General features: G+C 43.9%; 14 protein-coding genes and 1 riboswitch. Of the genes, 9 read left to right on the forward strand and 5 right to left on the reverse strand.

Annotated elements, in window-relative coordinates:
• Positions 1 to 107: 107 nt before the first annotated feature.
• From hcp to JK188_RS11920, 3 genes are all read left to right on the forward strand, one after another.
• On the forward strand, positions 108 to 1,760 hold the full coding sequence (gene hcp / locus JK188_RS11910) for a hydroxylamine reductase (protein ID WP_211886471.1): 1,653 nt from the start codon (positions 108 to 110) through the stop codon (positions 1,758 to 1,760).
• A 51-nt stretch (positions 1,761 to 1,811) separates the two neighbouring features.
• Positions 1,812 to 2,816, forward strand: a complete 1,005-nt coding sequence (gene hcr, locus JK188_RS11915; protein WP_211886331.1) for an NADH oxidoreductase — start codon at positions 1,812 to 1,814, stop codon at positions 2,814 to 2,816.
• 326 nt (positions 2,817 to 3,142) lie between these two features.
• Positions 3,143 to 3,315: riboswitch (M-box (ykoK) riboswitch) on the forward strand.
• A 73-nt stretch (positions 3,316 to 3,388) separates the two neighbouring features.
• Complete coding sequence (locus JK188_RS11920; protein WP_036951226.1) at positions 3,389 to 4,459, forward strand: magnesium transporter; 1,071 nt, start codon at positions 3,389 to 3,391, stop codon at positions 4,457 to 4,459.
• Between the two features lie 31 nt (positions 4,460 to 4,490).
• On the opposite strand, the gene JK188_RS11925 is transcribed toward JK188_RS11920, so the two are convergent.
• Positions 4,491 to 5,018: a SprT family zinc-dependent metalloprotease gene (locus tag JK188_RS11925; RefSeq protein ID WP_148444781.1), complete on the reverse strand. Its 528-nt coding sequence runs from the start codon at positions 5,016 to 5,018 to the stop codon at positions 4,491 to 4,493.
• A gap of 116 nt (positions 5,019 to 5,134) precedes the next feature.
• On the opposite strand from JK188_RS11925, the gene JK188_RS11930 reads away from it, so the two are divergent.
• From JK188_RS11930 to JK188_RS11940, 3 genes are read left to right on the forward strand one after another with little or no spacing between them, the layout of a single operon-like run.
• Positions 5,135 to 5,470, forward strand: coding sequence for an ArsR/SmtB family transcription factor (locus JK188_RS11930; protein WP_132496803.1), 336 nt, complete (start codon positions 5,135 to 5,137; stop codon positions 5,468 to 5,470).
• Between the two features lies 1 nt (position 5,471).
• Positions 5,472 to 5,909: a YeeE/YedE family protein gene (locus tag JK188_RS11935; RefSeq protein WP_036951224.1), complete on the forward strand. Its 438-nt coding sequence runs from the start codon at positions 5,472 to 5,474 to the stop codon at positions 5,907 to 5,909.
• Positions 5,910 to 5,913: 4 nt separating this feature from the next.
• The gene (locus JK188_RS11940) at positions 5,914 to 6,330 is read left to right on the forward strand and encodes a DUF6691 family protein (protein WP_211886330.1); all 417 of its coding nucleotides are present in this window, start codon (positions 5,914 to 5,916) and stop codon (positions 6,328 to 6,330) included.
• A 193-nt stretch (positions 6,331 to 6,523) separates the two neighbouring features.
• On the opposite strand, the gene metK is transcribed toward JK188_RS11940, so the two are convergent.
• Positions 6,524 to 7,675 (reverse strand): methionine adenosyltransferase, encoded by a 1,152-nt coding sequence (gene metK, locus JK188_RS11945; protein ID WP_006661136.1) that lies wholly within the window; start codon positions 7,673 to 7,675, stop codon positions 6,524 to 6,526.
• 687 nt (positions 7,676 to 8,362) lie between these two features.
• Here metK and speA point away from each other — a divergent pair.
• Together speA and speB are read left to right on the forward strand one after the other, a co-directional pair.
• On the forward strand, positions 8,363 to 10,267 hold the full coding sequence (gene speA / locus JK188_RS11950) for a biosynthetic arginine decarboxylase (protein WP_211886329.1): 1,905 nt from the start codon (positions 8,363 to 8,365) through the stop codon (positions 10,265 to 10,267).
• Positions 10,268 to 10,280: 13 nt separating this feature from the next.
• Positions 10,281 to 11,201, forward strand: a complete 921-nt coding sequence (gene speB, locus JK188_RS11955; RefSeq protein ID WP_211886328.1) for an agmatinase — start codon at positions 10,281 to 10,283, stop codon at positions 11,199 to 11,201.
• A gap of 75 nt (positions 11,202 to 11,276) precedes the next feature.
• Here the strand turns inward: speB and JK188_RS11960 are convergent, their stop codons facing one another.
• A complete protein-coding gene (locus tag JK188_RS11960) occupies positions 11,277 to 12,152 on the reverse strand; it encodes an alpha/beta hydrolase (protein ID WP_211886327.1) in 876 nt (291 codons plus the stop codon).
• Between the two features lie 215 nt (positions 12,153 to 12,367).
• On the opposite strand from JK188_RS11960, the gene JK188_RS11965 reads away from it, so the two are divergent.
• On the forward strand, positions 12,368 to 12,607 hold the full coding sequence (locus JK188_RS11965; RefSeq protein WP_154602513.1) for a helix-hairpin-helix domain-containing protein: 240 nt from the start codon (positions 12,368 to 12,370) through the stop codon (positions 12,605 to 12,607).
• Positions 12,608 to 12,633: 26 nt separating this feature from the next.
• Here JK188_RS11965 and JK188_RS11970 read toward each other — a convergent pair whose 3' ends face one another.
• On the reverse strand, positions 12,634 to 13,362 hold the full coding sequence (locus tag JK188_RS11970; protein ID WP_036951219.1) for a TerC family protein: 729 nt from the start codon (positions 13,360 to 13,362) through the stop codon (positions 12,634 to 12,636).
• 61 nt (positions 13,363 to 13,423) lie between these two features.
• Positions 13,424 to 14,107, reverse strand: a complete 684-nt coding sequence (gene mutH / locus JK188_RS11975) for a DNA mismatch repair endonuclease MutH (RefSeq protein WP_211886326.1) — start codon at positions 14,105 to 14,107, stop codon at positions 13,424 to 13,426.
• Between the last annotated feature and the right edge of the window lie 117 nt (positions 14,108 to 14,224).

Here is a 14,224-nt window from a genome sequence, read left to right on the forward strand (position 1 = left end):
ATGTAGATCAACAAACCTGCAAATAGAATTTTAAGGTGCTTTTCTATTTATTTAAAAGGGGTAATCTTAATGTTGTATATGAAATGCAACTTAAAGAGGTTTCCTCCATGTATTGTGTGCAATGTGAACAAACAATTAGAACTCCAGCAACCAATGGCTGCGCTTATTCGCAAGGTATGTGCGGTAAAACCGCTGAAACTTCAGACCTGCAAGATTTATTAGTTGCTGTCCTGCAAAGCTTATCTGCAAGTGCGGTGGTGGCACGTGAACTGGGCATTATTGATCATGATGTGGACAGTTTCGCACCGCGCGCTTTCTTCTCTACATTGACGAACGTTAACTTCGATTCTGAACGTATTATTGGTTATGCCCGTGAAGCTATTTATCTGCGTGATAAATTAATCAAACACTGCCTGTCAGTGAATAGTGCAGTAGCTTTTAACCATCCGCTAATCAACCTGCAATTAGCAGGGCAGGATATTGCAACTCTGCAACAGCAAGCGGCACAATTTGCGTTAGATGTCGATAAAGCGCAAATTGGCGATGATATTCATGGCTTGCGCATGCTGTGCCTGTATGGCTTGAAGGGTGCGGCGGCGTATATGGAGCATGCTCACGTTTTAGGTCAGTTTGATAACCAGATTTATGCTCAATACCATGAAATTATGGCGTGGTTAGGCACATTGCCAGCGGATATGAATGAGCTGCTCGACAATGCAATGGCTATCGGCATGATGAACTTCAAAATCATGGAAATTCTGGATGCTGGCGAAACGGGGGAATTTGGTCATCCAGTTCCAACGGAAGTTAACGTGCGCCCAGTTGCCGGTAAATGTATTTTGATTTCAGGTCACGACCTGAAAGATTTAAAAATGTTGTTAGAACAGACCGAAGGCACAGATATTAATATTTACACCCATGGTGAAATGCTGCCTGCTCATGGTTATCCTGAACTGAAAAAATACGCTCATTTAGTGGGTAACTACGGTAGTGGTTGGCAGAATCAGCAAGTGGAATTTGCTAAGTTTCCAGGCCCTGTTTTAATGACCTCTAACTGCATTATCGACCCAGATGTGGGTGAATATAAAGCGCGTATTTGGACTCGCAGCATTGTGGGTTGGCCGGGCGTGAAACACATTACGGGGGACAGTTTTGCTGAAATGATAGCGCAAGCGCAGGAAATGGCAGGCTTCCCATACACTGAAATCGAACACAAAATTACCGTCGGTTTTGGTCGTCAAACCCTGCTGGGCGCTGCGGATGCGGTGATTGATCTTGTTGCTCAGAAAAAATTACGCCACGTATTTTTAGTCGGTGGTTGTGATGGTAGCCGTGGTGAACGCAGTTACTACACGGATTTCGCTCGCAGCGTACCGAAAGACTGCCTGATTTTAACGCTGGCTTGCGGTAAATACCGTTTCAACAAACTGGACTTCGGTACCTTAGAAGGCTTACCGCGTTTACTGGATGTGGGTCAATGTAACGATGCCTATTCTGCCATTATGTTAGCGGTGAACTTAGCAGAGAAATTAGGTTGTGGCGTGAATGATTTACCGCTGAGCCTGATCCTCTCTTGGTTTGAGCAAAAAGCGATTGTGATCTTGTTAACCCTGCTTGCTCTGGGTGTGAAAAACATTTACACCGGTCCAACGGCTCCGGGCTTCTTAACCGAAAATCTGCTGAATATCCTGAATGAAAAATTCGGTATGCGCAGCATTACCACGGTTGAACAAGATCTGGCGGAAATCCTGCCTGCGTAATTTGATGGAAACCAAGGGGGAAGCGGCTTTCCCCCTTGCAAGGAGTAACCCATGACCATGCCAACAAGCCTATGTCCGAACAGAATGCAAATTCACTCGATTGTGCAGGAAACCCCAGATGTTTGGACTATTAATCTGATTAATCATGATTTTTACCAATATGAACCAGGACAGTATGCGCTGGTGAGTATCAAAAACAGTGATGACGTGATGCGTGCTTACACCTTGTCTTCATCGCCGGGGCAAAGCCGTTTTATCTCCATTACGGTGAGACGATTAGACGAGGGTGCAGGCTCTTGTTGGCTAACTGGAGCAGTAAAACCAGGGGATTATCTTTGGTTGTCTGAGGCGCAAGGGGAGTTTACTTGTGCCAATGTTCAAAGCCAGCAATATTTAATGTTAGCAGCCGGTTGTGGTGTCACGCCGATTATGTCGATGACCCGTTGGCTGATGGCGAATCGCCCTGAAACGGATGTTAAAGTGCTGTTTAATGTGCGAGATGAAAAGCAGGTCATTTTTGCCAATGAGTGGCAAAGATTGGTGCAGCAATATCCGCAACGTTTGCAACTGTGCATCATGCCGGAAACCCCCGATAACGGCGGTGTGGCGCAAGGTCGCTTGAGCCAAGAAAAATTGCTGGAGTTAGTACCGGATATTCATGGGCGAGTGGTAATGACTTGCGGGCCTGTTCCATATATGAAAAATGTGCAGGAATTTTCTAAGGCACTAGGCGTGCCAGCGGATCACTTCTTTATGGAGCGCTTTACTACTGGTGGTGATGAAGCCGTGAGTGAAGAGGTACTGAACTTAAAAATTCGTCACCGTTTAGCGAATTTCACTGTACCGGTGGGAACATCGCTTTTGTCTGCGTTAGAACAGAATAAACAACCAGTGATTGCCGCGTGTCGCGCAGGGGTATGTGGTAGCTGTAAAACCAAAGTGCTTTCGGGGAATTATACAACCAGTAGCACCATGACATTAACCGCAGACGAAATTGCTAATGGCTATGTTTTAGCGTGCAGTTGCCAATTACAAGGCGACACAGAAATCGCTTAATCGATTTTCGATAATATAAAATTAAATGCCTCATTAATTGCCATCTTATTATGAATATAAATAAGGTGGCTTTTTTGTTTATTAATCCATGTATTTTAGCGGCAAAAGATAATCAAAAAATAATAAATTAATTTATAGCGTGATTATGACTTTATGTATTATGAATAATATAAGTTTCTATTAAAGTTACAAATGGTTACACGGTGAATTCTTGATATACATTAACTTAAACAAAACTTAAACGAGGGTGGGCTATTAAAAAAAGAGAGAGGTAAAAGGGTGGTAATTGAACACTCAGTGGGTATAATTCGCGCCGCATCCAAAGTGCAGTAACTCGTTAGGCGAGGCTCCTATACAAACATAGGTTACTGATCTGACGACGTCGAGAGACGCCCAAGATTAGGACAGGATATATCGACCGAAGGTATATCCCCATGTAACTTCCTGATTGATTCAGGATACGTTGTATAGTGCTAAAACCGAGACGAAGAGATAGCAATCGCATTCTCTCATCTGGTTTCGCCCCTATGTGAGTACTGTTTGAGTAAACAACAGTAATAGGGACTAAAAAAATGTCATTTTCTACCCAGAACAAAGCGGGTGCAGTAGCTATTGCACAGTCCGCGATGAAAGACGCTCGTCAAAAGTCTAATCAATCACAGCCAACTAAAATTGATGATTCAACTGTTCACGCTTATATGAGCCAATCATATTTGCCAGTATCGGTTGCCGACTCTGTGGCATGTGTGAAGAAAAGTCTTATTGAACATCTCGAAGGCGAGCAAATTCCAACGTATTTATTTGTCGTAGATAGTGAAAACTATTTAAATGGAATTCTGTCCGTTAAATCATTACTTGCCTCAGCAGAAGATTTATTAGTGTCGGATATTATGCGCCACAATTATTTCTCTGTTTCCCCTGAACAATCACGCCATGATGTTTATGATTTAATTAATCATAGTGGTTTGGATATGATCCCTGTTGTTCAGTTCGGCAAGTTAATGGGTGTATTACGTCCTCAAGATATTGCAGAACTTATTGAAGACGAAAATACCCTCGATGCACAATTGCAGGGGGCTACTACGCCACTCGAAGAGCCGTATTTAACCACCAGTCCAGTCACTTTATGGCGTAAGCGTGTTGTGTGGTTATTAATGTTGTTTGTGGCGGAAGCCTATACTGGAACCGTGCTAAAAGCGTTCGAAGAGCAACTTGAAGCCGCCATTTCACTGGCGTTCTTTATTCCATTATTGATTGGTACCGGCGGAAACAGCGGAACTCAGATCACATCGACCCTCGTGAGAGCGATGGCGTTGGGGGAAGTGAGTTTACGTAACCTCGGTGCGGTATTGAAAAAAGAAGTTTCAACCTCGTTCTTAGTGGCTGTCACCATTGGTGGTGCGGCGTTAATTCGTGCTTGGATCTTAGGTGTGGGTCATGAAGTGACTATCGTGGTGAGCTTAACGATTGTGGCTATTACCGTGTGGAGCGCGATTGTTTCTTCTATTATTCCAATGGTTCTGAAGAAGCTGAAGGTTGACCCAGCGGTGGTTTCTGCGCCATTTATCGCGACATTTATTGATGGTACTGGCTTGATTATTTACTTTGAAATCGCGAAATTAGTGATGACGGAGTTCGCTTAAGTTCGGTTCTACCTCTTGATGCGGCAGGGAATTAACACTCTGCCGCTGGCTCAATTTCTCGCTTGAGAATTTCCCCGCATTTTCGACATAAATACTGATTTTCCCCGCGCTCAACTTTGTTATGTCTTCTAATGGTAAGTTCATGAATTGTGTCGCAACCACAAAGATAACGAAAAGTTTGGCTTTTGACGCTGGTCACCGCAAAGTTGTGAGTCCGTTTCGCCGTTACCCCTAAAACAGTCTGCATCATCCATTTCCACTCATTGCCATGAGGGGCGACCCCTTTACGTCCAAATACACGGTAAACCAGCAAGTGGGCGAGCTCATGGGGGATCACTTCGTCCACAAAATTGTCTGGATTTTCAATTAACAACGTAGGATTAACGCGAATTTCCCAATCTTTTAAATAGGCGCTGCCCGCGGTGGTTCCACGCTGTTTATAGTTGATAGCGGGCTCTGGAAATTTCTGTTCCAGTTTTTCTTCAGCTAACGCGAGCTTTTCACGTAGGGTTTTCATCACTCGCTGTTGAAGCAGAATGGGTACTCGGATTGTTTTCATGTCCTCAAGAATACGTGAAGTCATATAGTAACAACAAGTGATAATTGACATTCAATATATCAAAACATATATTATTAAATAGCATAATATTATACATAGTAACAAGAGATCCAATGATGTCAAAGAGTGAACAACCAAACTCAGAACAGCTGCTTTTAGCAATGACTCAAGCAGCAACGCAAACTGCGTCATTATTAAAAACACTCGGGAATCCAGACCGATTATTATTGCTGTGCCAGTTAACACAAGGCGAGGCTTGTGTGAGTGATTTAGAAGCCTCGTTAGGGATTGTGCAGCCGACGTTATCCCAGCAGTTAACCGTATTAAGAAATGAAGGATTAGTCGCGACGCGTCGAGAAGGTAAGCGAATCTATTACTCTATTGCGGATGAGAAATTATTCACCTTACTCAATACGTTGTATCAACTCTATTGTCCTGTGAAGGGGAATTAAAATGACGATTGATTGGGCGCATTTTACGCCAGGCTCTGCGGCGATTGGCGGTGTGTTGATTGGTTTAGCGGTGGCAATATTATTGATTTTTAATGGGCGAATTGCAGGGATCAGCGGGATTTTAGCGGGAGTCCTTAAACCCACTAAAGGGGACACAGCATGGAAACTGGCGTTTATTGTCGGGATCTTAGTTGCGCCATTGCTGTTTATTACCTTTGTGTATACGCCAGAAGTCACTATCGCAACGAGCACGCCATTACTGATAGCTGCGGGGTTGTTAGTGGGCTTTGGGACACGATTAGGTAGCGGTTGTACCAGTGGGCATGGCATTTGTGGCATGGCGAGATTTTCCCGTCGTTCCATGGTGGCGGTCGTTGTTTTTATGCTGGTGGCATTTATCACGGTCGCTGTGATTAACCACTTTGGGTTAAGGGGATAAAGTAATGCCAATTATTATCGCGTTAGTTTCCGGTATTTTATTTGGACTGGGCTTACTACTAGCTGGTATGGGTAATCCCGCAAAAATTTTGGCATTTCTGGATATCACGGGGAATTGGGATCCCTCTTTGTTGGTTACCATGGCAGTGGCAATGGTGATAAGCGGTATCGCATTCCAGTTAGTGAAAAAGCGCAAAACGAGTGTACTGAATTGCCCATTGCAGATCCCAACCAGTAAAGTTATTGATAAAAAATTAGTCATAGGGAGCGTGCTGTTCGGTTTAGGCTGGGGGCTTGGGGGAATTTGCCCGGGACCTGCCATTTTATTAACCGGCATGGGGCTGACTCAAGGTATTTTGTTTACGTTGGCAATGATTGCAGGAATGGCAATTTTCCAGCTGTTTCAACGAACTGAAAAGTAAGTTTCAATGCACCGAAAAGCAATCAAGATGAATGAGTCAATTAATGGGATTATTCGACCCAAAATATGAGGCGAATAGAAAAGTTATTTAACTCATCACATCAGTGAGCAATTTTAGATACAAAAAAACCCATCATTAAGATGGGTTTTTTAAGCTGATTTTTGCGCTTAGCGTCAGTGACCGTTAGCGAAAATTATAGACCAGCAGCTTCGCGCAGTTGTGCCGCTTTGTCGGTTTTTTCCCACGGGAATTGTGGGCGACCAAAGTGACCGTAAGAAGCTGTTTGTTGGTACATTGGGTGTAATAAATCCAGCATTTGAATCAGACCGTAAGGACGTAAGTCAAAGAATTCACGGACTAATTTCACGAGCAATGCTTCGTCAACTTTACCTGTGCCGAAAGTTTCTACCATGATAGAGGTAGGCTCTGCAACACCGATAGCGTAAGAAACTTGGATTTCACAACGGTCAGCTAGACCAGCAGCAACGATGTTTTTTGCAACATAACGCGCAGCATAGGCAGCAGAACGGTCAACTTTTGATGGATCCTTACCAGAGAATGCACCACCACCGTGACGAGCCATACCGCCGTATGTATCAACGATAATTTTACGACCGGTTAAACCGCAGTCACCCATTGGTCCACCGATAACGAAACGACCAGTTGGGTTGATGAAGTATTTAGTCGCTGGAGATAACCATTCAGCAGGCAGAACTGGCTTGATGATCTCTTCCATAACCGCTTCGTGTAAAGCTTTTTGGTCAATATCTTCTGAGTGCTGTGTGGACAGAACTACCGCGTCAATACCAACAATTTTGTTGTCATCGTATTGGAAGGTAACTTGGCTTTTCGCATCAGGGCGTAACCATGGCAGTGTGCCATTTTTGCGGACTTCAGCTTGGCGCTGCACTAAACGGTGTGCATAAGTCACCGGTGCTGGCATTAATACGTCAGTTTCGTTAGTTGCATAACCAAACATGAGACCTTGGTCGCCAGCACCTTGTTCTAAAGGATCTGCACGGTCAACACCTTGGTTGATGTCTGGTGATTGTTTACCAATTGCGCTTAATACTGCGCAAGAGTTGGCATCAAAGCCCATGTCTGAACTGGTATAACCGATTTCACGAACGGTTTTACGCGTAATTTCTTCAATATCGACCCATGCACTGGTAGTGATTTCACCACCAACCATGACCATGCCGGTTTTGACATAGGTTTCGCAAGCTACGCGCGCTTTTGGGTCTTGTTCAAGAATAGCATCAAGGACCGCATCAGAAATTTGGTCTGCAATTTTATCAGGATGCCCTTCTGATACGGACTCAGAAGTAAAGAGGTGTGTAGACATGAGATTAATACCTTAAGAATTCAAAGAACATTATAGTTGGATGTTTTAACATCTAGACGGCTATTCTAGACTTTTCAATGAATAATTTCTACCTGTTTTTAAGCCTAAAATGATAAGCGCATAAATGGTTAATTCAGTTAGTTTTATCGTAAATGTGAAATTTTAGATAATTTGCTTTTGCATTTTGGGGCTATTCGAGGTATAAACTGCGACCGTAGCGGATGGTTGTAATTTCCCGCTATATACCAGCAGGTCAGCCATGAGTCTGCTTTCTATCAGGAATGTTTATAACCGGTTGAATTTTAATATTAATTAAAATTTTTAAGGGGAAAACAGTTATATTGGGGGTTAATGGGCAATGATCCATAATCTGCTGAATAACAGTATCCAACCGTCTTACGCGGATCGCCGTGTGACATTGGCTTTTACTTTCCTGTCTATGTTGACTTCATCGCGAAGTTACCGTCATACCTATCATAGATCCTTAATGCTTAGTCAGTAATCTCAAAGAGTAATCTGCTAAGTCTGTGGATATATATTGTCACCGTTTAGAAGTTCTAAGCACTTTTAATTACAATCTGAGTATCGCTGTTTCCCTGACATTACTGCCCAGTTGCATCATGCGCTTGGTCGCTGCTTGTCTGGAAGGAGAACGCATCACTCACCCCTCCATATTAGGAGTTTATTATGAATGATAATATCGCTCGCAAGATGCGCCAAACTTACAATATTGCGTATTGGGGCGGTGGTTACTATCAGGTGAATGAGCGCGGAAATGTCTGTGTTTGCCCGAATCCTGAAAACCCTGACACCTTTGTTGATTTAGCTGATTTAGTCTACCAAGTTAAAGAAGAGCAGGAACATTTACGTTTACCTGCGCTGTTCTGTTTCCCTCAAATTTTGCAACACCGTTTGCGTTCAATTAACGCAGCGTTTCAACGTGCACGCGAATCTTATGGTTATAAAGGGGACTATTTTTTAGTTTACCCAATTAAAGTTAACCAACAACGCCGTGTGATTGAATCTCTAGTGAATTCTGGCGAACCTTTAGGGTTAGAAGCGGGTTCAAAAGCGGAGTTAATGGCAGTATTAGCCAACGCAGGTCGCACTCGCACTGTGATTGTGTGTAACGGTTATAAAGATCGCGAATATATTCGTCTGGCATTAATTGGCGAAAAACTGGGTCACAAAGTGTATCTGGTTATCGAAAAAATGTCTGAAATCGAGATGGTGCTTGAAGAGGCGCAGAAGCTGGAAGTGACGCCTCGTTTAGGTGTTCGTGCTCGTTTAGCATCCCAAGGTTCAGGTAAATGGCAGGCGAGTGGCGGTGAAAAATCTAAATTTGGATTGGCTGCAACCCAAGTTCTGCAATTAGTCGAAATTTTACGTAATGCGAACCGTTTGGATAGCCTGCAATTATTGCACTTCCATTTAGGCTCTCAAATGGCGAATATTCGTGATATCGCGACAGGTGTCCGTGAGTCAGCCCGTTTCTACGTCGAGTTGCATCAATTAGGTGTCAACATTCAGTGCTTTGACGTGGGCGGTGGTTTAGGCGTTGACTATGAAGGTACGCGTTCTCAGTCAGATTGTTCGGTTAACTATGGCTTGAACGAATACGCGAACAACGTGATTTGGGCAATTGGCGATGCGTGTGAAGAATTTAACTTGCCACACCCAACGGTGATCACCGAGTCTGGGCGTGCATTGACCGCTCACCATACCGTGCTAGTCTCTAACGTGATTGGGGTTGAGCGTAACGAATTCACCAAAACCACACCGCCGAGCGAAGACGCACCACGTTCACTGGTTTCATTATGGGAAACGTGGGAATCCATGCAGCATCAAGGCAATAGCCGTTCTCTGCGTGAATGGTTGCACGATAGCCAGTTTGACTTGCAAGAAGCACATACCCAGTATGCGCATGGCGTGTTGGACTTAACACAACGCGCATGGGCAGAAGAGCTATACTTAAATATCTGTCGTCGTATTCAGCAAGATTTAGACCCTAGCAACCGCGCCCATCGTCCAATTATTGATGAGCTGCAAGAGCGTATGGCGGATAAATTCTATGTGAATTTCTCGTTGTTCCAATCGCTCCCTGATGCTTGGGGTATTGACCAAGTGTTCCCAGTCTTGCCAATTGAAGGTTTAGATAAGCCGTTAGACAGACGCGCGGTATTATTAGATATCACTTGTGACTCAGATGGTATTATTGATCATTATGTTGACGGTGATGGAGTGGAAACCACCATGCCAATGCCAGCGTATGATCCAGAAAATCCACCGATGATTGGCTTCTTTATGATCGGGGCATACCAAGAAATTTTAGGCAACATGCACAACTTATTCGGCGATACTGCCGCCATTGATGTGTGGGTTGATAGCCAAGGCAGCATTCGTTACTTGCAAAGTGAAGAGGGCGATTCAGTTGCCGATATGCTGCAATACGTGAAGCTGGTTCCTGAAGTGCTGTTAGAAAGCTTTATTGAGCAAGTGAAAAGCACAGGGCTGAGTGACGAGCTGCAAAAAGATTTTGTGAACGAGTTTGAAAGTGGGTTGTATGGTTACACTTACTTAGAAGATGAATGATTAAGGAACAGTGATGATTAATAGCACATTAGGAAATCAGGTTGATAATTCACTGGTTTCAAACGCATTTGGTTTTTTACGTTTTCCGTTAAATTTCCAACCATACAGCTCCGATGCTGATTGGGTGATCACGGGTGTTCCATTTGATATGGCAACCTCAGGACGCGCGGGTAGCCGTCATGGACCTGCTGCTATTCGTCAGGTTTCCACGAACCTTGCGTGGGAAAGCCACCGTTGGCCGTGGGATTTTAAATTAAAAAACAAACTCAACGTGGTTGACTGCGGTGATGTGGTGTTTGCATTTGGTGACGCGCAAGATATGTGCGATAAACTGCAAGCTCACACTGAAAAGCTGTTGGAATCCGGTAAACGTTGCTTAACGTTTGGTGGCGATCACTTTGTGACATTGCCATTACTGCGCGCCCACGCGAAGCATTTCGGTAAAATGGCGTTAGTGCATTTTGATGCGCACACTGACACATACGGTAATGGCAGCCTGTATGACCACGGCACCATGTTCTATCATGCGCCAAAAGAAGGTCTGATCGATCCAAATCATTCTGTGCAGATTGGTATTCGTACTGAACATGATACTGACAACGGTTTCACGGTATTGGATGCCGCTCAAGCGAATGACCGTGGTGTTGATGACATGGTTGCTCAGATCAAAGAGATCGTGGGTGATATGCCCGTTTATCTGACGTTTGATATTGACTGTCTGGATCCTGCCTTTGCGCCAGGAACCGGCACGCCAGTGATTGGTGGGTTAACATCTGATAGAGCGTTAAAACTGCTGCGTGGCATTAAGTCACTGAATATTGTAGGGATGGATGTGGTGGAAGTCGCACCAGCCTATGACCAATCAGAAATTACGGCATTAGCCGCAGCAACGATTGCATTGGAACTGTTATATATCCAAGCGTCTAAGAAATAAGTTTTAGTTCGTTATTTAAGGTGCCTAATGTTTCATTGGGCACCTTTTTTTATGCCTAACGGCGATATTTCATACTTAAAAGCGGTGTTCTTTCAATTGGGCAAGGATGGAATAGGCTTGTGTCCACAGAACTGAGCCGCCTTCATGTGAGAACAAAAAGTGTTCGCTATCAGGAAAGCGCTGAGCCAGTGTTTTGCCAAAATCAGGGGAATGTACAGAACTCACATCTTGCTCGCCATACCACAGCGCGACAGGGCAACGGATATCTTCAGGATTGAACTGCCAAGACTGTAGGGCGATTAAGAGATCTTGAACATAGCCTTGGTTACCTTGCATAAATGCACGTTCCATACAGTCACTGTAAGCGGCTAAGAAGCTCTCTTCGCTATAAACCTGCTGGTCTATTTCTGCGCTACAGTTAAGAATAAACGCCAGTAACCATTGTGAAGTCACATTGCGCATCAACCATTCTGATAAAGCCTCGGGGGTATGAATGGCTTGTTCCTGCATATTAATGACATCTTGCTTTAATTGTGCTCGGATTGCTGGAAACTCAAATTGGTCTTGTCCTGACACAAGTGATAATGAAACAGGGGAAGCGTAGCAGGCGAGAGCCATAGCGAAAACGGCACCTTGAGAGAAGCCGATAACGGAAAATGACGGCAGTTTTTGAGCATTTAGAAGTTCTTGAATATCTTGAGCAAAGCGTTGTAGGGATTTATGCTCATCAAAGGTGGATTGACCCAGTCCGGCACGTTCAGGAGTGATTAAGCGAATATTTAGCTCATCAAGACGGTCAATACCAAAGCCCAGTGTACCGCTCATCCCTGCGCCGGTACAAAAAATCACGGGGAACCCTTGTTCAGGGCCAGATTCATACCAACACAAAAGGCGCCCATCAGATAATGTCATCGACATATGGCGAGTATTGGATATTTTGTTGCTATACATAATAAATACCTACAAGATAGAATTTTTAGTGCGACATGTTAGTTTCTATCGCGAGTCGTCAATGACTTTACCGTTGTTATTCCTATTTGCTAAAACAGATATATAGGGCAGGTAACTCAACCTGTTATAGACCGCTCAGAATTTTAAATTAAGAAATAGGCTAATGACAAAATATACGCTCAATTACGGCTGTTTTACAGCCAAAAGGATGATTTATGCCATTTTCAGACTCAGAAAAGCAAATTCTATTAGCAGTGAAGGGTGTTGGACCAACGGTAATTAGCCGATTAGAACAAATGGGGTTTTCATCTTTAGCGCAGTTAAGTGAAGCTTCTTACGATGAAATTTTAATTTCGGGCGCTGCACTAACGGGGTCAAGTTGTTGGAAAAACAGCCCTCAAGCTAAAAAAGCGGTGGAAGGCGCTATTGCCGCAGCAAAGGACGCCTTACGCTAACTTGGCTATGACTATTTATTTTTCATTTATTGCTTGTTTTTCATTTTCCACTTTTTGCTGCGCAGAATATTAAGCATTTGCACTGACATGGAGAAGAACATAGCAAAATAGATATAGCCTTTTGATACATGTACCTGAACACTTTCAAGTAACAAAGTGAAGCCCACAAGGATCAAGAAAGAGAGTGCGAGGATTTTGACGGAAGGATAGCGCTCCACAAAATCACCAATAGGTTTCGCGGCGAACATCATGATCATGACCGCCATAATTACTGCTGCCATCATAATAAACAGATGGTCAGATAGCCCCACGGCAGTGATCACCGAATCTAAACTGAAGATAATATCTAAAATTGCGATTTGCATAATGGCTCCCCAGAATGAAGTGACTTTTTTCTGGGCTATCCCCTCATCGTCTTCCCCTTCAATGGTATCGAAAATCTCCTGACTCGATTTCCAAATAAGGAATAAGCCGCCTGCACACAAAATTAAATCGCGGGCGGAAACGGTATGTTCAGCTAATGTGAAGAGTGGCGTGGTGAGGCGAGCGAGCCAAGCAATAGACGCTAGCAGTGCCAAACGCATTCCCATTGCAGCGATTAAGCCAATACGTCTGGCGCTATTTTGTTGATGGGCGGGCAATTTGCTGACGACGATACTTAAGAAAATAATATTGTCGATACCCAGTACGACTTCCAAAATTGTTAATGTTGCCAATGCCATCCAAGCATGGGGATCTAAGAACCACTCAAACATCTTATTGCCTTAAAAATGGAATAAAAAATCGTCTGTTTGGCACAGGCGATGCCTTGACCGATTAACTGAGGTTAAAGTGCCGTGCTAATAATGGACCCGTAAAATCTTTTTTTAAATAGAAACCTCTCGGTAATGTCATTATTGGTTGCCCAAATTCCCCTATACCTTCGGTTAGTGCTCTATTATTCGCCGCCTTGGGGCGAATCTGTAAAACTTGTCCGTGACGAGCCGTGATGGTTTCGACTTTTCCCAGCACAATTAAATCCATTAACTCTTCCCAATCTTGGCGTAAAAGTTGTTCTTCAAGCGCAGAAGGGCTCCAAATCAGAGGGTTCGCAATACGTCGCTGGGCAAGCGGTATTTGACGTTCGCCTTCAATCGGGAACCACAAAATGCGAGATAATTTGCGGCGCACATGGCTATTTTCCCATGTTAGACCGCTATTGCCCGTGAGGGGCGCGACAGAGACAAATGTCGTTTCTAATGGTGCGCCATGGCGATCGATTGGGATTGTTTTAAGCTCGACGCCAATATCTGCAAAATCCTGTTCGGCTTTACTGCCTGCGGTCGCACCTAAAAAATACTCTAACAATGTCCCGACCCAGCCTTTATCTCGTTTAAGGTCAGGGGGGATTGGGATGCCTGCAATAGTTGCTAACTCACCAAGCGTATAGCCAGCAAGGGCTTGGGCTCGCGCCAATAAGACGGTTTCATTTTCTGGTGGTGAAGGCGGTATAAAAGACATAGTCGACTGAATTTGATTGTGTTTAAAAAATAACCAATAAAATGGTTGTAAGGTTAAGTGAGTATAACACTTTTTAGTCACCGTATTTAACCTTATGATATATATATGGATATTAGA

Origin of the sequence: Providencia sp. JGM181 (assembly GCF_018257375.1) — a bacterium.
GTDB classification, from domain to species: Bacteria; Pseudomonadota; Gammaproteobacteria; order Enterobacterales; family Enterobacteriaceae; genus Providencia; species Providencia lanzhouensis.

Bases quoted from the DNA above. Each gene is read 5' to 3' on its own strand.
- hcp (WP_211886471.1), top strand. From the start codon at position 108: ATGTATTGTGTGCAATGTGAACAAACAATTAGAACTCCAGCAACCAAT.
- hcr (WP_211886331.1), top strand. From the start codon at position 1,812: ATGACCATGCCAACAAGCCTATGTCCGAACAGAATGCAAATTCACTCG.
- JK188_RS11920 (WP_036951226.1), top strand. From the start codon at position 3,389: ATGTCATTTTCTACCCAGAACAAAGCGGGTGCAGTAGCTATTGCACAG.
- JK188_RS11925 (WP_148444781.1), bottom strand. From the start codon at position 5,018: ATGAAAACAATCCGAGTACCCATTCTGCTTCAACAGCGAGTGATGAAA.
- JK188_RS11930 (WP_132496803.1), top strand. From the start codon at position 5,135: ATGTCAAAGAGTGAACAACCAAACTCAGAACAGCTGCTTTTAGCAATG.
- JK188_RS11935 (WP_036951224.1), top strand. From the start codon at position 5,472: ATGACGATTGATTGGGCGCATTTTACGCCAGGCTCTGCGGCGATTGGC.
- JK188_RS11940 (WP_211886330.1), top strand. From the start codon at position 5,914: ATGCCAATTATTATCGCGTTAGTTTCCGGTATTTTATTTGGACTGGGC.
- metK (WP_006661136.1), bottom strand. From the start codon at position 7,675: ATGTCTACACACCTCTTTACTTCTGAGTCCGTATCAGAAGGGCATCCT.
- speA (WP_211886329.1), top strand. From the start codon at position 8,363: ATGAATGATAATATCGCTCGCAAGATGCGCCAAACTTACAATATTGCG.
- speB (WP_211886328.1), top strand. From the start codon at position 10,281: ATGATTAATAGCACATTAGGAAATCAGGTTGATAATTCACTGGTTTCA.
- JK188_RS11960 (WP_211886327.1), bottom strand. From the start codon at position 12,152: ATGTATAGCAACAAAATATCCAATACTCGCCATATGTCGATGACATTA.
- JK188_RS11965 (WP_154602513.1), top strand. From the start codon at position 12,368: ATGCCATTTTCAGACTCAGAAAAGCAAATTCTATTAGCAGTGAAGGGT.
- JK188_RS11970 (WP_036951219.1), bottom strand. From the start codon at position 13,362: ATGTTTGAGTGGTTCTTAGATCCCCATGCTTGGATGGCATTGGCAACA.
- mutH (WP_211886326.1), bottom strand. From the start codon at position 14,107: ATGTCTTTTATACCGCCTTCACCACCAGAAAATGAAACCGTCTTATTG.